The following is a 22,351-nucleotide window of genomic DNA, read 5'->3' as shown; positions in this document are numbered from 1 at the left end:
CAAAATCTATATCTTATTCACCTGAAAGAGGAATTACATCTTCATAATTTCTTCCATAAATACTTTTTCAATTTCACTTTCTTCAATTTTTTTTATAATTTCTCCTTTTTTAAATAAAAGAGCAGATGACTTTCCTCCTGCAATCCCTATATCTGCATCTTTGGCTTCTCCAGGTCCATTGACAGCACATCCCATAATGGCAACAGTTATATTTTTATTGATATTTTCTAATCTTTTTTCTATTTTATTTGCTAGAGAAATTAAATCAATTTGGCATCTTCCACAAGTAGGACAAGATATGATTTTAACTCCAAAGTCTCTTGATCCTATTGTTTTTAAAATTTCTTTTCCTACCTTTATTTCTTCTGTAGGATCTCCTGTCAATGAAATTCTTAACGTATCTCCAATGCCATCTAATAATAATGCTCCTACTCCAATAGCTGATTTTATGGTTCCACTTTTTATAGTTCCTGATTCAGTCACTCCTATATGTAGCGGATAGTCTATTCTTTGTGACATCAAACGATAAGCTTCCAACGTTAATTTTAGATCAGAAGCTTTTAAAGAAACTACGGTATCATAAAAATTTAATTTTTCTAATATATGAATATGTTCTAAGGCACTTTCTACCATAGTCTTAGGTGTTACTTTTCCGTATTTTTCAACAATCTTTTTATCAATAGATCCTGCATTAACTCCAATTCTAATAGGAATATTTCTTTCTTTTGCCGCTTGTGTAACTTTTTTAACTCTTTCTATATCTCCAATATTACCTGGATTAATTCTTAATTTGTCTACTCCATTTTTTATACATTCAATAGCCAATCTATAGTCAAAATGGATATCTGCAACAATAGGAATATTAATCTTTTTTTTGATATGAGCTATTGCATCAGCAGCTTCTAGATCTAAAATTGCAACTCTTATGATCTCACATCCTGCTTCTTCTAATCTTTTTATTTGATCTATTGTACTTTTTGTATCTCTTGTATCTGTATTGGTCATAGATTGAATAGAAATAGGAGCATCTCCTCCTATTTCTATTCCTCCACAAATAACTTTTTTAGTTTTTTTTCTGTTTATATTCATTTTCCCCACCAACCTAATAAAATCTCATAATATCTTTATAAATCATAAATACCATCAGTCCCATCAAAAGAACAAATGCTGTAAAATGAATAAATCCTTCTTTTTCAGGGTTTAAAGGTCTTCCAACAATTCCCTCTACTAATAAAAATACTATTCTGCCTCCATCTAATGCTGGAATCGGTAATAAATTGACAACTCCTAAGTTCACACTAATCAAAGCTGCTAGATGTAGTACATTGTAAATATTAGTTTTCGCTGCTTCTCCTACTAAATAAATAATTCCTACTGGTCCTACCATGTCTTGAGACGAAACTTTTCCTTTAAATAATTGACCAAAAAATCCTATCATCTCTTGAATGACAAAAAACATTCTATTCCATCCTGCTTTTATGGATAGCAAAAAAGATTTTTCAGCTGTAGGTACAATTCCAATAGCTCCTTTTTTAGTTTTTTCATCTATTTGTGGAATGATAGAAACACTTTTTTCATGGCCTTCTCTTGATATTTTCATATCTATAGAAGAACCCTTATGATCTTGAATCGTTTTTTGTACTTCTTCCCAGCTCTTCATTTCTTTTTCATTAATAGACAAAATTTGATATCCTGCTTGTATTCCTGCTCTTTGTGCAGGAGAATCATCCATTACACGTTGTATGGTTGTAGTAGGAAAACCTATCATATAAAATATAGTACTAAACAATATCACAGCCAGAAAAAAATTCATTAGTGGCCCTGCTAAAATTACTGATATCCTTGCCCAGAGGGGTTTATTATTAAAACTTCTCTCATCATTAGATTTTTCATCTTCCCCTTCCATTTTTACATAACCACCTAGAGGAAGAATTCTTATAGAATATTCTGTTTCCTGTCCTCTCTTTTTTAAAATTCTAGGTCCCATTCCAATGGCAAATTCGTGTACCTTAATGCCTACAAGCTTTGCAACAGAAAAATGCCCAAATTCATGAAACACTACTAATACTCCAAATACAACAATGGCTACAAATCCTATAAATATTTTCTCTGTAATTAAATTGAGTAATGTTTCCATCATCCCACCACCTTACAAAATTTCGAATGTTACGATCTTAGCTTTTCATAGGATCAAACAAAAGTATTAATCCAATTACTCATTTAAAGTAAATTTTTTGTTTTTCAAAAAATATTTTTTACAAATTCTCTTGTATATTGATCTATCTCTATGATTTTATGAACATCCAAATTATGTATTACATTATGCTTTTCCATAGCCTTTTTTATTCCTTTAGGAATATCATAAAATCCTATTTTCTCTTGTAAAAATAATTCTACTAATACTTCATTTGCTGCATTTAAAACAGTAGGCAAACTTCCCCCTATTTTTAAAGCTTCATAAGCAAGATTTAAACATGGAAATGTATCTAAATCTGGTTTTTCAAAAGTCAAATTCCCAATTTCAAAAAAATCAAGTTTTTTTCCATTACGTTCTACGCGATCAGGATAAGTAAGAGCAAATTGAATAGGAACACGCATATCAGGGTGCCCCATTTGAGCAAGTATTGAGCTATCTTTGTATTCTATCATAGAATGAATAATACTTTGTGGATGCACAACTACATCGATTTGTTCTAAATCTACATCAAATAACCATTTTGCTTCAATGACTTCTAAACCTTTATTCATAAGCGTAGCTGAATCAATACTAATCTTTTTACCCATATTCCATTTAGGATGCTTTAGAGCCTCCTTTACTGAAACATTTTCTAGATCACTTTTATGTAATCCTCTAAAGGGACCTCCAGAAGCTGTAAGGATCACTCTTTTTATATCTTTTAAATCATATCCCTTTAAGCACTGAAATATCGCACTATGTTCACTATCTACTGGAAGAATAGCTACATTATTTTTTTTCGCTTCTTCCATAACTATTTTCCCAGCTGTTACTAACGTTTCTTTATTTGCAAGTGCAATATCTTTTTTGCTTTTTATGGCCTCTATGGTAGGAATCAATCCTATCATTCCTACCACAGAAGTCACAACTAAATGAGTTTGACTTAAGGTAGCTATAGAAACAAATCCTTCTATTCCATGTAAAACTTCAGTTTTTGTATCTTTGAGTCTTTTTTTTAATTCTATTGCTTTTTCTTCGTTCATCACAGCTACAGCTATAGGATGGAATTCTTCAATCTGTTTTTCCAATAAATCAATATTAGTGTTTGCACTTAATCCTAAAATATTAAACTTTTCTTTGTTATTTCTTACTACATCTAAGGTTTGTGTACCTATGGAACCTGTAGATCCTAGTATGCTGATATTTTTCATTTCCTCATCCTTCCTTATTCTATATCTGTATTTAAATAGATATTCATAATATAAATATCCTCAGACTCTTAACAAAGTCCTAAAAATAAGGAATAATTATTAAGAATATCCTTTATTGTATCATAAAATTTATTTTATTAAACTACATACACACTATTTATTACAAAGAAATTATAGAAAAAATATCATATAATAATATACTACTGGTCCAGTAAAAAGTATACTATCAAATCGATCGAGTACCCCTCCATGTCCAGGCATAAGTTTTCCATAATCTTTGATTCCTGTATATCTTTTAAATATAGAAGCTGTTAAATCTCCGATTTGTCCTAAAATACTACCTATAAACCCTATTATAATACAATGAATAAAAATCTGAGGAATAACATAATAACCAAACCACGCACTTATGATTACACTTCCTAATACTCCTCCTATAGCACCTTCTATTGTTTTTTTAGGACTGATGGTTGGACAAAGCTTTTTAGATCCAAGTAAATACCCACTAAAATATGCAAATGTATCTGTAGAAAATGCTACAATAAAAATCATCCATATAAGATCATTATATTTAGATAAGTGTGCTACAAATACAATATGATACATAAAAAAAACAATATAGAAAATTCCAACAGCAGTAATCGCCGACGCTATTATATCCAGTGATTTACTAAATAAAATTTTCATTAAAATCATCAAAGTACATATAAAAAACCATAACATAATCCATTTCAAGCTCATTTCTTGAAAAGTAATAAAACTCATCAAAACAATACTCAAAAATCCTATTTTTTTACAAGGAAAGATTTGAATATTTCGAAAAGCATTAAAAAATTCATGAATTGCAATCAAACTTAATATGAGTACAGAAAAATCAAGAATTATTCCTTTGTTTATAATTACAAATAAAAATAAAGGGATTGCCACTAATGCAGATATAATTCTTATACCCATTTATCTCACCATCCTTATTAAATTCCTCCAAATCTTCTATCTCTTTTTTGATAATCCAAAAGTGCCTTCATAAGGGCATCTTTATTAAAATCAGGCCAAAAAATATTTGAAAACCAAAATTCACTATAAGCAATTTGCCATAATAAAAAATTACTAATTCTTAATTCTCCACTAGGACGAATTAAAAGATCTGGATCGGGTAAGCCTTTTGTGTATAAGAACTTTTCTAACATATATTCATCAATTTCTTCAATTTCAATCCTATTTTCTTTTACTTCTTCACAAAGCTTCTTCACAGCATGAATAATTTCATCCCTACCTCCATAATTTAAAGCAATATTTACTACTAATCCTGTATTATTTTGGGTAAGCTCTATAGAAGCCTCTATTTCTTCTATGGCAGCTTTAGGAAGCTTTTGAATATCTCCTATGGTTTTAATTTTTACATTGTTTTTATGTAAGTCACTTACTTCTTGTTTTAAATAATAAATTAAGAGTTGCATAAGAGCAGATACTTCTTCTTTCGGTCTTTTCCAATTTTCTGTAGAAAAAGCATATAAAGTTAAATACTGAATATGTAAATTAGAACACGTTTTGATAATTTCTCTTAATGCTTCTACACCTGCTTTATGTCCAGCACTTCTAGGTAATCCTCTTTTTTTAGCCCATCTTCCATTTCCATCCATTATAACAGCTATATGCTTTGGCAAATGATTCATATCCACCTGTACTTCTTTATTTTGTAGTTGATGCTTCAAAAAAAATTTTTTTATCCATTTCATCATACAATTCCTCCAATTAAACTAAACTCAAGAAAATATTTTTAAACCCCCTAGTAACTGGGGGCTTAAAAATAACTTACGGTTAATTCTAAATATTGATGAATGTATTTTTGCCTAATTACTCTACATTCTCCTATTTCTTCTTTCATTTTAGGGGAATTGGTTTTTACAATAGATATTTTAAATTCCGATCCAAGGAGATCAATAGCCTTTTGCAATGGAAATCCTACTACATCAGATACCTTATCCAAAGTTTATACCTCCATTAATTCCTTTTCTTTCTTATCTACCAATTCATCTATTGATTTAATTGCTTTATCTGTGATTTTTTGAACTTCATCTTCAGCTTTTTTAAAATCATCTTCTGAAATCTCAGCATTTTTCTCCATCTTTTTTAGTTGTTCATTTGCATCTCTTCTTTGATTTCTAATGGCAACTTTTGCTGCTTCTCCAGTTTTTTTAACTACTTTAGTCATTTCTTTTCTTCTTTCTTCTGTTAGCTGCGGAATTGCTAAGCGAATAATTTTTCCGTCATTGGAAGGATTAATGCCCAAATCTGATTGCATAATAGCCTTCTCAATCAATTGCATTACACTTTTATCATATGGCTGTACCACTAAAAGGCGAGGTTCAGGTGCTGAAACACTAGCCACTTGTTTAAGTGGAGTAGCAGTTCCATAGTAATCTATCATTATTTTATCTAACAATGCTGGATTGGCTCTTCCTGCTCTTAATGCATTTAAATCTTCTTTTAGTACTTGAATCGTTTTATTCATCTTTCCTTCTAATTCTTTATGTAATCCTAAACTCATATTTATTCCTCCTTTACAAATGTACCTATTTTTTCACCTAAAATAACTTTTTTAATATTTTCAGGCTCATTTAAGCCAAATACTACTATAGGAATTTTATTATCCATACAAAGAGAAGTTGCAGTAGAATCCATTACTCCTAATCCTCTACTTAATACATCAATATATTTTAATTCAGTAAGCTTTTGTGCATTTGGATTGATATTTGGATCTGAATCATATACACCATCTACCTTTTTTGCAAGTAAAATGATTTCTGCTTCTATTTCTGCTGCCCGTAATGCAGCTGTAGTATCTGTAGAAAAATAAGGGTTTCCTGTTCCAGCAGCAAAAATAACTACTCTTGCTTTTTGTAAATGTCTTACTGCTTTTCTTCTAATATAAGGTTCTGCAATTTGTCTCATTTCTATTGCTGTTTGCACTCTAGTAGAAACACCAATACTTTCAAGGGCATCTTGAAGTGCTAATGCATTGATCACAGTTGCTAACATTCCCATATAATCAGCTGTTGTACGATCCATTCCTTCTCCAGTACGACCTCTCCAAAAGTTTCCTCCTCCAACTACAATAGCTACTTCTACTCCTAATTCTGAGATTTCTTGAACTTGTGTAGCAATTGCATCAAGAGTCTTCTCATCTAATCCAAAACCTTTTTCTCCAGCTAAAGCTTCTCCGCTTAATTTTAATATGACTCTTTTATATTTAGGACTCACCTTATACAACCTCCGTTTATAGTATTCTACATTTCCTATAAAAAACCTTTTACATTATGATTTTATCTTAAAAAAGAGAACACGAACTGTGTTCTCTATCTTTAATTTTTAACGATTAATTATTCATTTGTTTTGCTACTTCTTCTGCAAAATTTTCTTCTTTCTTTTCGATTCCTTCTCCAACTTCAAATCTAGAAAATCTTCTAATAGATAAATTTTCTCCGATTTTAGAGATTTTTTCATTTAACAGATCTTGGATTGTCACATCTGGATCTTTAATGAAAGGTTGTTCTAAAAGACATACTTCTTTATAATATTTTTCTATTCTTCCTTCAACCATTTTATCTATAATTTTTTCAGGTTTTCCTTCGTTTAATGCTTGATGTCTTAAAATTTCTTTTTCTTTTTCTATAGCTTCTTGAGGAACTTCTTCTCTTTTAATGTACTGCGGATTAGAAGCTGCAATTTGCATTGCTATATCTTTTACAAAAGTTTTAAATTCATCATTTTTAGCAACAAAATCTGTTTCACTATTTACTTCAACTAATACGCCTATTCTTCCTCCATGAATATAAGCTTCTACAAGCCCTTCTGCTGCAATTCTTCCAGATTTTTTAGCTACTTTTGCTAAGCCTTTTTCTCTTAAAATTTCAACAGCTTTTTCCATATCTCCATCAGCTTCCATTAAAGCTTTTTTACAATCCATCATTCCAGCACTTGTTTTTTCTCTTAACTCTTTAACCATTGCTGCTGTTACAGCCATATAAATGCCTCCTTATGTATATAAAATATATTAGAATGGGTAAGAGAAGCAAGGAATTTTATTCCTTCTTAACCCTTACCCTTCAAAATTATTCTTCCATTTGTTCCCCTTGTTTTCCTTCTATAATTGCATCTGCCATTTTTGCAGTAATTAATTTTACTGCTCTAATTGCGTCATCATTAGCAGGAATTACATAATCTACTTCTTCTGGGTCACAGTTTGTATCTACAATACCTACAACAGGTATTCCTAATATTTGAGCTTCTCTTACTGCTATTCTTTCTTTTCTTGGGTCTACTACAAAAAGTGCTCCTGGAAGATCTACCATGTCTTTAATTCCACCTAAGAATTTTTCAAGTTTTTCTTGTTCATTTTTCAATTGAAAAACTTCTTTTTTAGGAAGAACATCAAAAGTTCCTTCTTCTTCCATTTTGATTAATTCCTTTAAGCGGTTAATTCTTCTTTGGATTGTCTTGAAGTTTGTAAGCATACCTCCAAGCCATCTTTGATTTACATAAAACATTCCACTTCTTTTTGCTTCTTGCTCAATAGATTCTTGAGCTTGTTTTTTTGTACCTACAAATAAAACAGTTTTATTATTTGTTGCTACTTCTTTAATGAAGTCATAAGCTTCCTCTACTTTTTTAACTGTTTTTTGTAAATCAATAATATAAATTCCGTTTCTTTCTGTGAAAATGTACTCAGCCATTTTAGGGTTCCATCTTCTTGTTTGATGTCCAAAGTGTACCCCTGCTTCCAATAATTGTTTCATTGAAATAACTGACATTTTCTTCACCTCCCTGGTTTTTTTTCCTCCACTTTGTTCATCTTTTCAAACGACCTTACGGCACCAATTTGAAAATTCCAAAGTGTGTGTGTTTGTCACCTTAAGTAGTATACCACAAGCTACATTCTTTTTGCAACAGTAAAATATGTTTTCGATTCATTAACTCACAAAATTATTTTTTCCACTTTTATAACGAAATATACTATTCTTCTATTTTATTCAAATTATAAATAAGCTGTATCTCTCCTATTCCTTTGTTTAATTTCTTGGCAATTTGTGAAGGGGTATATCCTTTTTTCATTAAGATAAAAATTTCTGTAGAATCCTTTTCCTCTACTTGGTCTTGGCTTTCTTTATTATATTTGTTATCTTCATCTATGTTTAAGGTTTTATTTCCCATATTTTCATCTATACTCTTTAATATATTATAAAGATCTTTTGTCTTTTTTTCTAAATCCAATACAATATTTTTATGAATATTTTCTAGTTCATTCATAATATTTTGAGCTAAGTGTATGTTTTTTAATAATTTATTTTCCTTGCTTTCTATATTTTTATACAATTGTTGTTCTTCTTTTTCACTTTTTTTTATCCATATAAATGAAACTATAATAATACCTATCCCTATAACAAAAAGTATATAATCAATCATCTTTTCTCCTTATGATTTTATATTTTAATATCAATATTAAATCCAATTTTGGTGTCCTTTATATCCTTTTGCTCATTTTTTTCTTGATCTTTCTTTTTTTTATTTTTTCTAGAATGATTTTTATTTTTTCCTTTATTTTTTTCTTGATCATTTTTAATGTTTGGATGATCTTTACTTTCCGAGTCATTTACTTTTTTGAGTTGATGTTCTATATTTTTTTTATCCTGCTGTGCTAAAAGTTCATGTTCTGTTTTTGATTTATTAAGCTTAGTTTGATTTTCTTCAGATTGTTGTTGAGTTTTAGGAATCATTACTCTAAAGTCAATAGGTCTTATGCTCATTTTATCAGCTCCTAGACTCTGTATAAGAATTTATTTTTATTTCTCCATCCTCTCTTACAATAGTAGCACTATGAATATCATCTCTTATATAATATAAAGAATTACCAATGGTTATTTTTACTCCTGGATGTATGATAGATGAAACATTTACCTTTCCCGTAGACAGATCTTGAACTACATTTTGTAATCGAAGCAAATCATAATTAACTGTCTCTATTTTTTCATTTAAATAACCTTCTGTATGAATAGATTTTGATAATAAATCTTGTTTTTCTTTAGGAAGTGGTACATTTTTAGAAATTCTCGTCAAAAGCTCAATTGCTTTTCTTACATTTTCTTTGTTTTTATATAAAAGTTCTAATTCTTGTTTTAAGCTTTCATATTTTTCTTTTATTTCAGGATCTATTCCTACATCTATTTTCGTATTCGTCGCCATAGATGATCCTATAGTCTTAGCATTTACTTCATAATTTGCTCTAATTTGCCCTCCCACAATCAATCCTTTTTTACCAATAGCACTCACTGATCCTTTAGCTTCTAAATTACAATGCATGATAGCTTCTGCAGAAATATTCCCATCTGCTTTTACATAACAATTCTCCATATACTTAGCAACAATGTCCCTTTTACTAATTAATTTTCCACAATTGTAACCTTGAATACCCTTATGAAGTATAATATTGCCCTCTGTAATGATTGTAGCTCCTTCTACTACTCCATAAACTTCCACATCATCTGTACATTCTATTTTAAATCCGGTGCGAACATTTCCCTTTATAGCTACTTTTCCATTAAAATAAATATTGCCTGTAGAATTGTCTACATTCCCTTTTACTTCGTATACTTGAAGTACAGTAATTTTATCATCAACTAATTTCACTTGTCCGTCTTGTATAGCAACTAAACTTAATCCATCTTGAGTTTCTATTACATTTTTTCCTTTTTTAAAATGAATTTCTTTTCCATTTTTGGCTCTTATTATTTTTCCAGTGACTGTAATTCCATCTACACCTTCTGTAGGTAAGGTTCTTTTGGCTAGAATAATTCCTTTTTGCACACACTGAATCAAATTTAGTTCTTTAAAATCAACTTTTCCGTCTTCATCCATTTTAGGTTGGAATTTTGTATTCACATCAAATAAATATTCAAGTTTTCCGTCTATTCCATCAATTACTTCTCTTCCTTTTGCAATGACTTTTTCTATGACAAAAATATTTTCTTCAATCATACGATTGATCATTGAATGATCAATGCCATAAACAATTTTTTGTTCTTTTAGAATATGATCTACATCTTCTTTTGTAATCATTTTTCCACCTTTAGGAGAATCTATACTAAGATAAGCATACATTTCATCTTTTGAAATTCTAATATTTACTTTTGCATCTATAGGTTCTTCTTCATTTATAGATTCATCTTTTATGTCTATATCATATTCTTCTAGTTGTTTAAACATCTCCTTTTCAATTATAGACTCATTCCCCACTAAACATCACCATCCCATTGTCATTATAAAAGCTTTTTCATTTTCCCCTTTAATTTTAAAATCGCCTTTGTGTGTAATTGTGAAATTCTCGATTCAGATACTCCTAAAATATTAGAAATTTCTTTATAAGTCAATTCAGAATAATAATATAGTTGAATAATTTTTTGTTCTCTCTCAGGTAACTCTTCTAAAGCTCCTAACAATATATTTTTCATCTCTTGCTGCTCAAAATGCTTTTGTGGCTCATAGTCTATATCTTCGTCTACAATAGTGAAGTTAGAATGATTATTCATCTTTTCTTCTAGTGACACCACTGAAAAAGAATGTACTTCAGAAAGCATCTTATTAAGCTCTTGTGATGAAATATTTAACTCACATGCTAATTCTTCTTCATTTGCACTTTTACCTAATTTATTTTCAATTGATTTGTATGCATCTTCAATTTTTTTATATTTTTGCCTTATAGATCTTGGTACCCAATCTAATAGCCTTAGTTGATCAATAATAGCTCCTCGAATTCTAATATATGCATAAGTTTCAAATTTAGTATTTTTGGATGGATCATATTTATCAATAGCATCTAACAACCCAAATATTCCATAGCTTACTAAATCTTCAAAATCTGTATGATTTCCATATCTAATATATAGCCTTCCTGAGATAATTTTTACCAAATCAATATATTTTATAATTAATTCATCCTTAATTTTTTTATCTTTAGTTTGAATATAATTCTCCCATAATTGTTGATCTTCCACTTTTTATACCCCCCTTAAGATTCGGTGGTAGTATTATCTTCTTTATGAAAATTTTTTATTTCATCATTCTCTAAATTTAAGGGGATAAATTCATCATCTCCATCATCAAGTGATTCATCTATCATATCCTCTGTTGGAATCACTAAATCTATTGTATTTTTATCTTCTTTCTTCTCTAGGGTTTTCATCATATTTTTTATAAAAATTTTCGAACTAATAAATATAATAATATAAAATATACTTGTCCTCTTTATAAAAACTTCAAAACTCATATGATGAATCCCTGCAATCAAAGTACTTGTAAACAAACACACTAAAGTTACAATATAAGGGATATAATCAATTTTTTTAAAATTATTCATATCTGTTTCATTCCTTGGCCTATAGTTTTTATAAGTAAAATTCCTGTATCTCCATAAATTTCTATGGTTCTACCATAGTTTCCTCCTGTATCTTCTGCAATAATAGGTATATTTAACTGCTTTAATATTTCTTTTGATGCTAATGTATTTCTTTCTCCTATCTTCATAATATCATTTTTATTAGCAAAAGCAAACATTTGTGCTCCCCCCGCCAATTTACTTACTAATCTTCTTTGATTGGCTCCTAATTTTAGTACTTTCTCTAACAAAAGTACAATAGCAGTATCTGCAAATTTTGCAGGATTTGTATTATTTCTAATAGTTTTGCTTGAGGGCAACATAACATGTGCTAAACCTACTACTTTTGTAATAGGATCATACAATGTAACTCCTACGCATGATCCTAATCCTAATGTTGTTAAGCCTGCATCTCCCTTTGTAACATTTAAATCCGCCATACCTACCTTAATCATCTCTTTCATTATTCTAAGACTCCTAAACTTTTTAATAGAATTTCAAAGGAATCAACATCTGGCACTAAAAAGAAATATCCTTTTATATTGTCATCTCCTTCATTAAATTCAGTTTCAATTAATAATACCTTATCTCCTACTTGACCATATTGAATAATAGGTACACTTAAAATGGCTCCTGCCATGTCTAACGATAGAGAAGGTATGGAAATTTTTAAATTGAGTCCTGTTAATGCTGTTAAAGATGATATATAAGCACCAGAAAGTATATTTCCTATTTCTTGTAGGGCTGACTGATCTATTTCATCTAAGATCTCAGAGTTATCTTCTTTATAAAGAAGCATATTTGCTAATATTCTAGAAGATTTCATAGTTAATAAAAACATAATATTTCCTGTAAGATCTCCATCCACATCAAAATATATACCGCATACTGGTATCTCTGCTCCTCCTAAAAGTTCTGTTACTTCTTTAAACTCTAGTACTTCTACCTTAGGAACGTTCATATCTATTTTTCTATTTACCATCTTTGCCAATGCAGTTGCTGCATTTCCAGCACCAATATTTCCAATTTCCTTTAAAACGTCTAACTGCATATTATTCATTTCTTCAATGGAAATTCCCATATTTATCCCACCTTCAATCTAATGATTATATTAGCTTTCTTCTCCCTTATCTAAGATTTTAGATAAGTCTAATAATATAATAATTCTCTCTTGATTTTTTCCAATTCCCTTTACATAATCATTTTTGAGGTTATCTGACATATTTGGAACATCATCAATATCTGACACATCTAAATGTAACACTTCTGAAGAAGAATCTACTAATAATCCAATAATCATTTCATCTATGGTTACAATGATAATTCTAGACTCTTCATTTATTTCTCCATGGGGTAAACTAAATCTCTTTCTCAAATGAATAACTGGTACAACTTCACCCCTTAAATTAATGACTCCTTCTACAAAATCAGGTGCATAAGGAACTCTTGTAATATCCATAACTTTTTCAATGGTTTGAACATTTAAGATATCTATTCCATAATATTCATCATTTAATTTAAATAATACATATTGATTTTCTGTTGCAACTAATTTCTCACTCATATTTTCCCCTCCTTCATTTACTTCTTCAAATCTACAATTTTTATATAAATTTTATTTAAAAAAGAGAGTTTGTATCTACAATCAAAGCAACTTGTCCATTTCCTAAAATAGTAGCTCCTGCAATACAATGAATACCTGCTAAAAATTTTCCTAAGGATTTTATTACAATTTCTTGTTGGCCGATTAAATGATCTACCACAAAACCTGCTGTTTTATCTCCTTTTCTGGCTACTACTACAGTTAAATCTCCTTCATAAGAGTGGTTCGTCTCAACGTTTAATATCTGATTCATTCTTAAAATAGGTAATGTTGTATTTCTATATAATACTACTTCTTGATCTTGTATTTTTCTTATTTTACTTGAATCTATTGTAATAATTTCTTTTATTGAATTAAGTGGAATAGCATATTTTTCTTCTCCAATCATAACAAGTAAAGCTTGAATAATAGCTAAAGTAAGGGGTAATCGAATAATAAATATAGTTCCTGCACTAGAAGTTTTTACCTCTACTACTCCTCCTAAAGATTCGATTTTTGTCTTTACAACATCTAGTCCTACACCTCTACCCGAAATATCTGATATTTTATCCGCTGTACTAAATCCTGACTTAAATAATAAATTTACTGCTTCTTTATCATCCATCATTTCTGCTTGTTCTTTTGTAATAAGTCCTTTGTCTATAGCCTTTTTCTTTACTTTTTCAATATTTACTCCTTGTCCATCATCTTCAACTTCAATCACTACACTATTTCCATCTGGATAAGCATTTAATTTTAATGTTCCAATTTCTGATTTTCCATGTTGTTTACGAGTTTCTGGATCTTCTATCCCATGATCTATAGAATTTCTAATCAAATGAATTAGTGGATCTCCTATCTCATCAATAACGGTTCTATCTACTTCTGTATCTTCTCCTAACATGACAAGAGAAATTTCTTTTCCCACTTCTTTTGAAAGGTCTCTTACCATTCTTGGAAATCTATTAAACACTCTATCAATAGAAACCATTCTTACCTTCATTACTGCATCATGAAGATTGGTAGTAATTCTTTCAAGATACTCAATAGCTTCATTCATATTTTGTTTTTTTCCTGACTCATCTATTTCCTCAAGTCTTGATCTTGTAATAATCAATTCACTTACAAGATTCATAAGATTATCTAGTCTATCGATATCTACTCTTACAGTTTTTCCTACCTTTGGTTTCTTTGTTTGCGAAGTAGAATTTTCAGTTTTGTCTTCTGTTTTTGTTTCTTTTTGTTCTTCTACCTTGTTTTTTAGATTTACATCTTCAATTGAAAAATTGATATCTACTTTTTCCATTAATACATTTTCTATCTCTGATATACTACTAATTTTTTGTTGTATAATATCTTGCTCTACTGCTGATATAATAATTAACTCAAAGCTTGATTCAAATTTTTCATCTTCAATATCTTCTACAGGAGGATTTGATTTTAAGATTTCACAATCTTGTTCTAGTGTATTAAAAATAATAAAAGCTCTTGCCGCTTTTAGCATACAATTAGGATTTAATTCTATTTGCATTTTGTAGCAATGATATCCTTCTTGTATTGCCTTTTGAGCAATTTCCTTTGAAAACTCTTCTATTTCTATAGAAATATTATCTACTTCTTGAGAAGAAACTTTTAAATTTTCTTTAACTGCATCTTCGCTTTTTCCATGAATAATTTCATGCAGCTTTTTTACTAAATAATCTGAATCCATATCTCCTTCTGTTCCTGAATTGCTGACTTCATTAATATAACCTTCTAGTGTATCTAAGCATTCAAATAATATATCTACAATTTTTTCTGATAATTCCATTTCATTACTTCTTAAAAGTTGTAATACATTTTCCATTTCATGTGTAAGATTCGCTACTTTTGTATAGCCCATAGTAGCTGACATACCTTTTAATGTATGGGCAATTCTAAAAATTTCATTTACTAATCCTATATCTTTATGATTATTCTCTAACTCTAGCAAACTTTGGTTCATATTTTGCAAATGTTCTTTTGACTCTTCAATAAAAATATCTAAATATTGGTTCATATCCATTTTTTACACCCCCACAATTTTAGTTATGGTTGTAGCTATATCTTGTAATGATACGATTTGATCAATACAACCTAGATTCACAGCTGATTTAGGCATTCCATATACTACACATGTTGATTCATCTTGTGCAATGGTATATCCATTTTGCTCCTTTATATTTTTCATTCCCTCAGCTCCATCAGAACCCATGCCTGTCATAATCACTCCTACTAAATTATTTAACTTTATCTGTGCTAAAGAATTCATCATAGCATTGACAGAGGGTCTATGTCCTGATACAAGCTCATCTTTTGAGAGATGAATTTTCAAATTTCCTTGATCTTTTATGACTCTTAAATGATATGCTCCTGGTGCAATATACGCACATCCTGGTTGCAAGATCTCTTCATTTTCAGCTTCTTTTACATGAATTTCTGACAAATTATTTAATCTATCTGCTAAAGATTTTGTAAATCCTGCTGGCATATGTTGTACAATCAAAATACTCGCTGGAATATTTTTAGGTAAATAAGGAATTACATCTTGTAATGCTCTTGGTCCACCTGTAGATGTTCCAATAGCTACAATTTTTTTTATATTTTTATTTTGTGGAATCCATAATTTTTTTTCTGTGTTTTTTATTTTTAATGGTTGATTATTTATTCTTGTTGTTACTTTTGCTTTTGCTGCTATTTTGATTTTTTCTGTTAATAAAGATTTCATATCACCTGTATTCATTTTAAATATATTTGTAGGCTTCGTAATAAAATCCACTGCTCCTAATTCTAATGCTTTTAAAGTAGCTTCAGCACCTTCCATAGTAACACTACTCACCATTATTACAGGTAAAGGATGATCTTTCATAATTTCTTTGAGTGTAGTAATCCCATCTAAAATTGGCATCTCTACATCCATAGTTACAATATCTGGAGAAAATTCTTTAATCTTTTCTATTGCTTCTTTTCCATTTCGAGCTGTTGCCACTACATTTAGGTCTTGATCTAAATTAATAATATCCGAAACAATTTTTCTCATAAAAGCAGAATCATCTACTACTAAAACTTTTATTTTATTCATTTAAACCAATCCCCCGTTTCCTCATTTTTCTTTCAGATTCAAAAATAAAGGAGATGATTTGTTCTCTATCTTTTTCATCGATATTTTTAAAAGTAATACCTATATCATAATCACCTTTTGATTCTTGCGAAGGGATGGATCTTATTATTTCTCCCCTTGCAAAAACTATCTTTTTATCAATCACAAGGTCAATGTCTACTATACTTCCTTTTTCTATTTTTTCTTTTATAATTGCTCTTAGTCCACCACCACTGATATCTTTTGTAAGAAAAGAAATTTCTTCCCCATTTCCTTTTTCTCTGATTGTTAATTTCCCACTCAAAACAATAGATAATCTGTAAAAATCCCTTCTTTGTATCTTAAAAATATCTCCTATTCTTTTTACTTTTAAGTAAGACATTCCTTCAGCGTTTTTTCTTTCTATTACCTTTGCTTGAAATCCATAGATTCCTAAATCTTGTTTAAAATAACTAATTTTTATCTGTCCATCAACTGGAATAGGTGCAGATACATTTTTATGAGTAGGTGTTGCTATAATCAATGTATCTTCATCTATCATATCCATAATCTTACTTGTCAAATATTTCATATCGTTATATTTTTGAACATCTATCCATTTTATTTGAATTTTAGTTCCAACTTTAGGAAAAAAATTTTTTTTCATATCTCATCCTACTTTCACTTCTACACTGGTCTTTTACAGCTATCTAAAAATTTATATATGAATCTTTTTAACCCGCCTACCTCTTTTACTTCTTCATTAGGTTCATAAACCAATTTAGAGGCTATAGCTTCTATGCTTTTACTAATTAAACTATTGGGAAAACTGAGTAAAAAAGGCTTTTGAAGTTTTACTGATTTAGATACTAAAGGATCATCATATAGATATCCTAATCTTTCTAGTGGTATATTTAAAAATTTTTGAGAAACCATATTTAATTTATTAAAAATTTCTATTCCTTCTTTAGGAGTTTCTGCTCTATTGATTAAAACCCGAATGATTTTATCTTTATCTTTTAATACAAGGTTTTTTAATACTGCATAAGCATCTGTAATAGATGTGGGCTCAGGAGTAGTCACCAAAATCACTTCACTAGCAGCTTCTATAAAAGATAATACCGAATCATTAATTCCTGCACCTGTATCAATCAATATAAAATCCATATCTTTTCCTAGATGTCTTAAACCGTCAATGACACTACCTATCTGTTCTTCATTTAAATTTACCAGTTCTTTTAGTCCAGAACCTCCTGATATAAATTGAATTCCCCCTGGACCCTTTACTACAATTTCATGAAGTTCCTTTTCTGATGTAATCATATGTGCCAAAGTATATTTAGGAATCACTCCTAAAATCACATCAATATTTGCAAGTCCTAAATCTGCATCTAAAATCGTTACTTTATATCCTAATTTAATTAAAGCTAATCCCAAATTAATCGTAAAATTAGATTTACCTACCCCACCTTTTCCACTAGTAATGGTAATTACTCTTGTATTTATGTTTTCTTCTTCCATCTCACTCATTCTATCTTGATCATTTTGTTTTTTAATTTTATAAATCATCTCTCTTAATTTTTTTGCTTGATCATTCATCTAATTTACCAACGATTGCATTTGCAATTTTTTCAGGATCTGCAATTTCTATATCATCTGGAACACTTTGCCCCACCGTAACATAAGAGAGATTCTTTCCTGTAAATATTTTAGTATTTAATATATTTCCAAAACCATCTGATTCATCTAATTTTGTAAATAGTAATCGATAATCATCTAAAAATTCATATCCATTTACAATGTTTATTATATCTTTATACCCAGTTGTAGCACTTATTACTAAAAAAATTTCTGGATTTTTAATATATTGAATCAACTCTTTGATTTCTTCTAGTTGTGTGCTGCTTTTATGATTTCTGCCTGCTGTATCTATTAAAATCACATCTTTATCTGCGTAATCTTTTATAGCTTCTTCTATTTCTTGTGATTCATAAATGACCTTAACTGGTATTCCTAGTATTTCCCCATAAGTTCTTAATTGCTCTACAGCAGCAATTCTATAGGTATCTGAGGTAATAAATCCTATAGATTTATTTTGTCCAATAGAAAGTTTTGCCGCTAGTTTTGCTAAAGTAGTAGTTTTTCCTACCCCTGTAGGTCCTACAAATAATATAATCTTTTGATGAGCTTCTTCTTTCATAGGCTCGGGTTCACCTAAATACTCTTTCATAACCATTTTGATTGTTTTACAAATTGCATCTTCATGATCTTCTGAAAAACTAATTCTTTTTTTTGAAATATTGAGTATTTTTTCTATAATATTTTTTTCAACATTTTTTTCTAAGAGTAAATTATAATATTTTTCAGATACAGTAGGATTTTTAGCTGTATCCCTTTGAGGATTCTTTTCTACCTTATCTATAAAATTATTCAACAAATCCTCAATATTTCCTACTTGTTTTTGTAATTGTTCCATTTTTTTAGATTCTTCTTTTGGCTTTATACTTTTTTCCTCATTCGATATGTTCTTATACTCTATTTTCTTTTTTTGATCATCTTCTATAGCTGCTACCATTTCTATCAAAGGTTTTTTAAAAAAACCAGAAATTCCTGGTCTTTTTATTTTTCTTGAATGCAATATAACTGCATTTACTCCTAATTCCGTTTTTACTTTTAGCATAGCTTCCTGTGCATTACTTGCAATATATCTTTTTACTTTCATGTTATAAACTCACCATCCCAACAGACTGTACTTCAACTTTTGAGTCTAATTCATTATAAGATAAAACAATTAATTCCGGAGCTAACTGTTCTGTCAATCTCTTAAAGTATACCCTTACAATAGGTGAAGTCAATATAATGGGTTGCTCTCCAATAGACATTAATTTTTCTACTTGTTTTGCAAGGCTGTTTAAAATACTTTGTGCTGTATTTGGATCTAAATTTAAATATGAACCATGCTCTGTTTGCTGAATAGACTCCATTACCTTTTGTTCTAATTCTTTTTCTAAAGTAATAACTTTTGCACTATTTCCTTGTATAAACTGCTTTGTAATGGCTCTAAATAAGGATTGTCTTACATATTCTGTAAGCATATCTGTATCTCTTGTCATAGCTCCATAATCTGCTAAAGTTTCTAATATACTTACCATATCTCGAATAGAAATACCTTCTTTTAATAGATTAGATAATACTTTTTGTACTTCTCCAATAGATAAAATCTTAGGAACTAATTCTTCTACCAATGCCCCATGATGCTCTTTTAAGTTATCTAATAAAGCTTTTACTTCTTGTCTTCCTAATAGTTCATGAGAATATCTTTTTACAATTTCAGTCAAATGAGTTGACACGACCGAAGAAGGATCTACTACAGTATATCCAAATATTTCTGCTTTTTCTCTTTCTTCTTCTCCTATCCATTTGGCTGGTAGTCCAAAAGCTGGTTCTACTGTATCAATCCCTTGAATATCCCCTTGAGCTCCCCCTGGATTCATAGCTAAATAATGATCAAATACAATATCTCCATTTGCTACTTCTACACCTTTTATTTTAATTACATATTGATTAGATTCTAATTGAATATTGTCTCTTAAACGAATCATAGGTACAACAATTCCTAGTTCTAATGCACATTGCCTTCTGATCATTACAAGTCTATCAAATAAATCTCCCCCTTGATGAGGATCTGCTAGAGGAATAATTCCATATCCAAACTCAAGTTCAATTGGATCTACTTGAAGAAGTGGTAATACATTTTCAGGTTTTTTGATTTCTTCTACTTGATCATCTGCTACATCAGTTTCTTCTTCTGTTATATTTTCTTTGATAGATTTTCTAAGAATAAATCCTAAATATAAAAATACTCCACTTAAAAGAAAATACGGAATTGTAGGTAATGGTGTTAATCCTAAAAAGAATAATACCCCGGATATAATAAACATAATTTTAGGCTCTCTAAATAATTGCCTTAATACATCATTTCCTAAGTCTGAATCAGATGCAGCTCTTGTTACTACAATACCAGTAGCTGTTGAAATTAACAGTGCTGGTATTTGGCTTACCAATCCGTCTCCAACTGTAAGCAGTGTATATTTTTGTAAAGCTTCACTAAAGCCTAATCCTTTTCCCATCATCCCTAAAACAAACCCTGCTGTAATGTTGATAATGGTAATAATGATTCCGGCAATTGCATCTCCCTTTACAAATTTACTAGCTCCATCCATAGCTCCATAAAAATCTGCTTCCTTTTGTATTCTGATTCTTCTTTCACGTGCCTGCATTTCATCAATCAAACCAGAGTTTAGATCTGCATCAATAGCCATTTGCTTTCCTGGCATTGCATCTAATGTAAATCTTGCAGCCACTTCTGATACCCTTTCTGCACCTTTTGTAATAACCATGAACTGAATAATAATAATAATTAAGAAAATAATAAACCCTACAATCGCATCTCCACCAATTACAAATTCTCCAAAAGCTTCAATAACACTACCTGCATTTCCTTTTGAAAGAATATATCTCGTTGTAGAAATATTTAAAGACAATCGAAATAAAGTAGTAAGTAAAAGCATTGATGGAAAAATAGCAAATTGTAAAGGTTCTTTATTATACACAGAAATCAAAAGGATCAGTAAAGATAATGATATATTCAAACTCAATAATACATCTAAAAACGGAAGAGGGACAGGTATAATAATCAGTAAAACAACAGCTATAATAGCCAGTGATACAACAATATCACCAAATTTCATTTTTTATTCCTCCTAATTACATATTTTTCACTTTATATACATAAGCTAGAACCTCTGCAACTGCTTGATAAAGATCTGGAGGAATAAAATCTCCTATCTCCACAGTAGAATAAAGAGTACGAGCTAATATTCTATTTTCAACCATAATAATATCATTTTCAGAAGCAATTTGTTTAATTTTTTGTGCTATTAAATCTTTCCCTTTTGCAAGTACAACAGGTGCTTCCTCAAGAGTACTATCGTATCTTATAGCAATTGCATAATGGGTTGGATTCGTAATAATTACATCCGCTTTTGGAACGTCTTGCATCATTCTATTCATCGCCATTTGTCTTTGTCTTTCTTTAATTTTTCCTTTTATCTGAGGATCTCCTTCTATTTGTTTGTATTCTTCTTTTATTTCTTGCTTTGACATTTTTAATTCTTTTTCATATTCAAACTTTTGATAATAATAATCAAGTACAGCTAAAATCATTAAAACAATAGCAGCTCGAAATCCTATTCCTACAGTAACTTTTCCTAAATATCCTATAATCTGGATTATTTCCATATCTATCAAATCAACCATATTGTTAGATTGTTTCAATACATAACTAAAAGTAATATATCCTACTGCAAATAACTTAATTATAGATTTAAAAAACTCCACTATAGGTTTAGGAGAAAAAAACTTTTTCATTCCATTAATTGGATTTATTCTACTCAATTTAGGTGTCAGTGGTTTTGTAGTAAATAAAAAGCCTACTTGCATATAACTACAAATAACTCCTATTACCAACGCTGTTCCCACAACAGGTACTACAATTTTGATTGTTAATAAAGCACTATTTAAAAAAAGTTTATGGATTCCATTTGTATTAAATAAACCTTCCACATCTTTCATATCTACAAAAAGATTCTTTGTAAAGATCATAAAGTTGTTGTAAATAAAATTTCCCATTAAACTTAAAACAAAGAATGTGCATAATAAAATAAGTGCTGAGTTAATCTCTTTGCTCTGTAAAATTTGTCCTTCTTCTCTTGCTTCTTTTCTTTTTTTGGGTGTAGCTTTTTCTGTTTTTTCTCCAGTGAAAAGCTGTAAATCTATCGGAAACAAATACATGGAT

At 29.7% G+C, this 22,351-nt stretch carries 25 protein-coding genes; all 25 read right to left on the bottom strand.

Annotated features, from left to right (window positions below; translation table 11 throughout):
- Nucleotides 1–33: 33 nt before the first annotated feature.
- The 25 genes from ispG to flhB all read right to left on the bottom strand — a co-directional run bounded on the left by ispG (nucleotide 34) and on the right by flhB (nucleotide 22,347).
- On the bottom strand, nucleotides 34–1,083 hold the full coding sequence (ispG, locus tag EK368_RS04965) for a flavodoxin-dependent (E)-4-hydroxy-3-methylbut-2-enyl-diphosphate synthase (RefSeq protein ID WP_341472774.1): 1,050 nt from the start codon (nucleotides 1,081–1,083) through the stop codon (nucleotides 34–36).
- A gap of 19 nt (nucleotides 1,084–1,102) precedes the next feature.
- Entirely contained in the window at nucleotides 1,103–2,137 is a 1,035-nt protein-coding gene (gene rseP / locus EK368_RS04960; RefSeq protein ID WP_129597005.1) for an RIP metalloprotease RseP, read from the bottom strand.
- Nucleotides 2,138–2,241: 104 nt separating this feature from the next.
- Nucleotides 2,242–3,387 carry a 1-deoxy-D-xylulose-5-phosphate reductoisomerase gene (locus tag EK368_RS04955; RefSeq protein ID WP_129597003.1) on the bottom strand — a complete coding sequence of 382 codons (1,146 nt, stop codon included), beginning with the start codon at nucleotides 3,385–3,387 and terminating at the stop codon, nucleotides 2,242–2,244.
- Between the two features lie 171 nt (nucleotides 3,388–3,558).
- Nucleotides 3,559–4,341 carry a phosphatidate cytidylyltransferase gene (locus tag EK368_RS04950; protein WP_129597001.1) on the bottom strand — a complete coding sequence of 261 codons (783 nt, stop codon included), beginning with the start codon at nucleotides 4,339–4,341 and terminating at the stop codon, nucleotides 3,559–3,561.
- 17 nt (nucleotides 4,342–4,358) lie between these two features.
- A complete protein-coding gene (locus EK368_RS04945; protein ID WP_423243536.1) occupies nucleotides 4,359–5,114 on the bottom strand; it encodes an isoprenyl transferase in 756 nt (251 codons plus the stop codon).
- 74 nt (nucleotides 5,115–5,188) lie between these two features.
- Nucleotides 5,189–5,374 (bottom strand): hypothetical protein, encoded by a 186-nt coding sequence (locus tag EK368_RS04940; protein WP_129596999.1) that lies wholly within the window; start codon nucleotides 5,372–5,374, stop codon nucleotides 5,189–5,191.
- A 3-nt stretch (nucleotides 5,375–5,377) separates the two neighbouring features.
- The gene (gene frr, locus EK368_RS04935) at nucleotides 5,378–5,935 is read right to left on the bottom strand and encodes a ribosome recycling factor (protein WP_129596997.1); all 558 of its coding nucleotides are present in this window, start codon (nucleotides 5,933–5,935) and stop codon (nucleotides 5,378–5,380) included.
- Nucleotides 5,936–5,937: 2 nt separating this feature from the next.
- A complete protein-coding gene (gene pyrH, locus EK368_RS04930) occupies nucleotides 5,938–6,648 on the bottom strand; it encodes a UMP kinase (RefSeq protein WP_129596995.1) in 711 nt (236 codons plus the stop codon).
- A 115-nt stretch (nucleotides 6,649–6,763) separates the two neighbouring features.
- Complete coding sequence (tsf, locus tag EK368_RS04925) at nucleotides 6,764–7,411, bottom strand: translation elongation factor Ts (RefSeq protein ID WP_129596993.1); 648 nt, start codon at nucleotides 7,409–7,411, stop codon at nucleotides 6,764–6,766.
- Nucleotides 7,412–7,499: 88 nt separating this feature from the next.
- A complete protein-coding gene (gene rpsB / locus EK368_RS04920; protein WP_129596991.1) occupies nucleotides 7,500–8,198 on the bottom strand; it encodes a 30S ribosomal protein S2 in 699 nt (232 codons plus the stop codon).
- Between the two features lie 202 nt (nucleotides 8,199–8,400).
- Nucleotides 8,401–8,850, bottom strand: a complete 450-nt coding sequence (locus EK368_RS04915) for a DUF6115 domain-containing protein (protein WP_129596989.1) — start codon at nucleotides 8,848–8,850, stop codon at nucleotides 8,401–8,403.
- 17 nt (nucleotides 8,851–8,867) lie between these two features.
- On the bottom strand, nucleotides 8,868–9,191 hold the full coding sequence (locus EK368_RS04910) for a hypothetical protein (protein ID WP_129596987.1): 324 nt from the start codon (nucleotides 9,189–9,191) through the stop codon (nucleotides 8,868–8,870).
- 4 nt (nucleotides 9,192–9,195) lie between these two features.
- Entirely contained in the window at nucleotides 9,196–10,677 is a 1,482-nt protein-coding gene (locus EK368_RS04905) for a DUF342 domain-containing protein (protein ID WP_129596985.1), read from the bottom strand.
- A 23-nt stretch (nucleotides 10,678–10,700) separates the two neighbouring features.
- Nucleotides 10,701–11,435: a FliA/WhiG family RNA polymerase sigma factor gene (locus EK368_RS04900; protein WP_129596983.1), complete on the bottom strand. Its 735-nt coding sequence runs from the start codon at nucleotides 11,433–11,435 to the stop codon at nucleotides 10,701–10,703.
- Between the two features lie 14 nt (nucleotides 11,436–11,449).
- On the bottom strand, nucleotides 11,450–11,797 hold the full coding sequence (locus EK368_RS04895) for a hypothetical protein (protein ID WP_129596981.1): 348 nt from the start codon (nucleotides 11,795–11,797) through the stop codon (nucleotides 11,450–11,452).
- Nucleotides 11,794–12,279 carry a chemotaxis protein CheD gene (locus tag EK368_RS04890; RefSeq protein ID WP_202976428.1) on the bottom strand — a complete coding sequence of 162 codons (486 nt, stop codon included), beginning with the start codon at nucleotides 12,277–12,279 and terminating at the stop codon, nucleotides 11,794–11,796. Before EK368_RS04890 ends, EK368_RS04895 begins: the two co-directional genes overlap by 4 nt.
- Nucleotides 12,279–12,896: a chemotaxis protein CheC gene (locus EK368_RS04885; protein WP_129596977.1), complete on the bottom strand. Its 618-nt coding sequence runs from the start codon at nucleotides 12,894–12,896 to the stop codon at nucleotides 12,279–12,281. The genes EK368_RS04890 and EK368_RS04885 overlap by 1 nt, the downstream gene beginning before the upstream one ends.
- 30 nt (nucleotides 12,897–12,926) lie before the next feature.
- A complete protein-coding gene (locus EK368_RS04880) occupies nucleotides 12,927–13,379 on the bottom strand; it encodes a chemotaxis protein CheW (protein WP_129596975.1) in 453 nt (150 codons plus the stop codon).
- Nucleotides 13,380–13,434: 55 nt separating this feature from the next.
- A complete protein-coding gene (locus EK368_RS04875; protein ID WP_129596973.1) occupies nucleotides 13,435–15,441 on the bottom strand; it encodes a chemotaxis protein CheA in 2,007 nt (668 codons plus the stop codon).
- A 3-nt stretch (nucleotides 15,442–15,444) separates the two neighbouring features.
- Nucleotides 15,445–16,497, bottom strand: coding sequence for a protein-glutamate methylesterase/protein-glutamine glutaminase (locus EK368_RS04870; protein ID WP_129596971.1), 1,053 nt, complete (start codon nucleotides 16,495–16,497; stop codon nucleotides 15,445–15,447).
- Complete coding sequence (locus EK368_RS04865; protein ID WP_129596969.1) at nucleotides 16,490–17,161, bottom strand: flagellar brake protein; 672 nt, start codon at nucleotides 17,159–17,161, stop codon at nucleotides 16,490–16,492. Before EK368_RS04865 ends, EK368_RS04870 begins: the two co-directional genes overlap by 8 nt.
- Nucleotides 17,162–17,181: 20 nt before the next feature.
- The gene (locus tag EK368_RS04860; RefSeq protein WP_129596967.1) at nucleotides 17,182–18,093 is read right to left on the bottom strand and encodes a MinD/ParA family protein; all 912 of its coding nucleotides are present in this window, start codon (nucleotides 18,091–18,093) and stop codon (nucleotides 17,182–17,184) included.
- Entirely contained in the window at nucleotides 18,086–19,216 is a 1,131-nt protein-coding gene (gene flhF / locus EK368_RS04855; RefSeq protein WP_129596965.1) for a flagellar biosynthesis GTPase FlhF, read from the bottom strand. Before flhF ends, EK368_RS04860 begins: the two co-directional genes overlap by 8 nt.
- A gap of 1 nt (nucleotide 19,217) precedes the next feature.
- A complete protein-coding gene (gene flhA, locus EK368_RS04850; protein WP_129596963.1) occupies nucleotides 19,218–21,245 on the bottom strand; it encodes a flagellar biosynthesis protein FlhA in 2,028 nt (675 codons plus the stop codon).
- Nucleotides 21,246–21,261: 16 nt separating this feature from the next.
- Entirely contained in the window at nucleotides 21,262–22,347 is a 1,086-nt protein-coding gene (flhB, locus tag EK368_RS04845; protein ID WP_129596961.1) for a flagellar biosynthesis protein FlhB, read from the bottom strand.
- Nucleotides 22,348–22,351 lie beyond the last annotated feature (4 nt).

Origin of the sequence: Anaerophilus nitritigenes (genome assembly GCF_004138215.1) — a bacterium.
Classification (GTDB): Bacteria; Bacillota; Clostridia; order Peptostreptococcales; family Thermotaleaceae; genus Anaerophilus; species Anaerophilus nitritogenes.
This window is presented reverse-complemented; position numbering and strand designations above follow the sequence as displayed.

Excerpts from the sequence above, each read along its gene's own strand:
- flhA (WP_129596963.1), bottom strand. The coding sequence starts at position 21,245 with ATGAAATTTGGTGATATTGTTGTATCACTGGCTATTATAGCTGTTGTT.
- EK368_RS04870 (WP_129596971.1), bottom strand. The coding sequence starts at position 16,497 with ATGAATAAAATAAAAGTTTTAGTAGTAGATGATTCTGCTTTTATGAGA.
- flhB (WP_129596961.1), bottom strand. The coding sequence starts at position 22,347 with ATGTATTTGTTTCCGATAGATTTACAGCTTTTCACTGGAGAAAAAACA.
- tsf (WP_129596993.1), bottom strand. The coding sequence starts at position 7,411 with ATGGCTGTAACAGCAGCAATGGTTAAAGAGTTAAGAGAAAAAACAAGT.
- EK368_RS04875 (WP_129596973.1), bottom strand. The coding sequence starts at position 15,441 with ATGGATATGAACCAATATTTAGATATTTTTATTGAAGAGTCAAAAGAA.
- rseP (WP_129597005.1), bottom strand. The coding sequence starts at position 2,137 with ATGGAAACATTACTCAATTTAATTACAGAGAAAATATTTATAGGATTT.
- flhF (WP_129596965.1), bottom strand. The coding sequence starts at position 19,216 with ATGAAAGTAAAAAGATATATTGCAAGTAATGCACAGGAAGCTATGCTA.
- EK368_RS04955 (WP_129597003.1), bottom strand. The coding sequence starts at position 3,387 with ATGAAAAATATCAGCATACTAGGATCTACAGGTTCCATAGGTACACAA.
- EK368_RS04910 (WP_129596987.1), bottom strand. The coding sequence starts at position 9,191 with ATGAGCATAAGACCTATTGACTTTAGAGTAATGATTCCTAAAACTCAA.
- EK368_RS04915 (WP_129596989.1), bottom strand. The coding sequence starts at position 8,850 with ATGATTGATTATATACTTTTTGTTATAGGGATAGGTATTATTATAGTT.
- EK368_RS04860 (WP_129596967.1), bottom strand. The coding sequence starts at position 18,093 with ATGAATGATCAAGCAAAAAAATTAAGAGAGATGATTTATAAAATTAAA.
- EK368_RS04865 (WP_129596969.1), bottom strand. The coding sequence starts at position 17,161 with ATGAAAAAAAATTTTTTTCCTAAAGTTGGAACTAAAATTCAAATAAAA.
- frr (WP_129596997.1), bottom strand. The coding sequence starts at position 5,935 with ATGAGTTTAGGATTACATAAAGAATTAGAAGGAAAGATGAATAAAACG.
- EK368_RS04950 (WP_129597001.1), bottom strand. The coding sequence starts at position 4,341 with ATGGGTATAAGAATTATATCTGCATTAGTGGCAATCCCTTTATTTTTA.
- EK368_RS04890 (WP_202976428.1), bottom strand. The coding sequence starts at position 12,279 with ATGAAAGAGATGATTAAGGTAGGTATGGCGGATTTAAATGTTACAAAG.
- EK368_RS04885 (WP_129596977.1), bottom strand. The coding sequence starts at position 12,896 with ATGGGAATTTCCATTGAAGAAATGAATAATATGCAGTTAGACGTTTTA.
- EK368_RS04895 (WP_129596981.1), bottom strand. The coding sequence starts at position 11,797 with ATGAATAATTTTAAAAAAATTGATTATATCCCTTATATTGTAACTTTA.
- EK368_RS04880 (WP_129596975.1), bottom strand. The coding sequence starts at position 13,379 with ATGAGTGAGAAATTAGTTGCAACAGAAAATCAATATGTATTATTTAAA.
- rpsB (WP_129596991.1), bottom strand. The coding sequence starts at position 8,198 with ATGTCAGTTATTTCAATGAAACAATTATTGGAAGCAGGGGTACACTTT.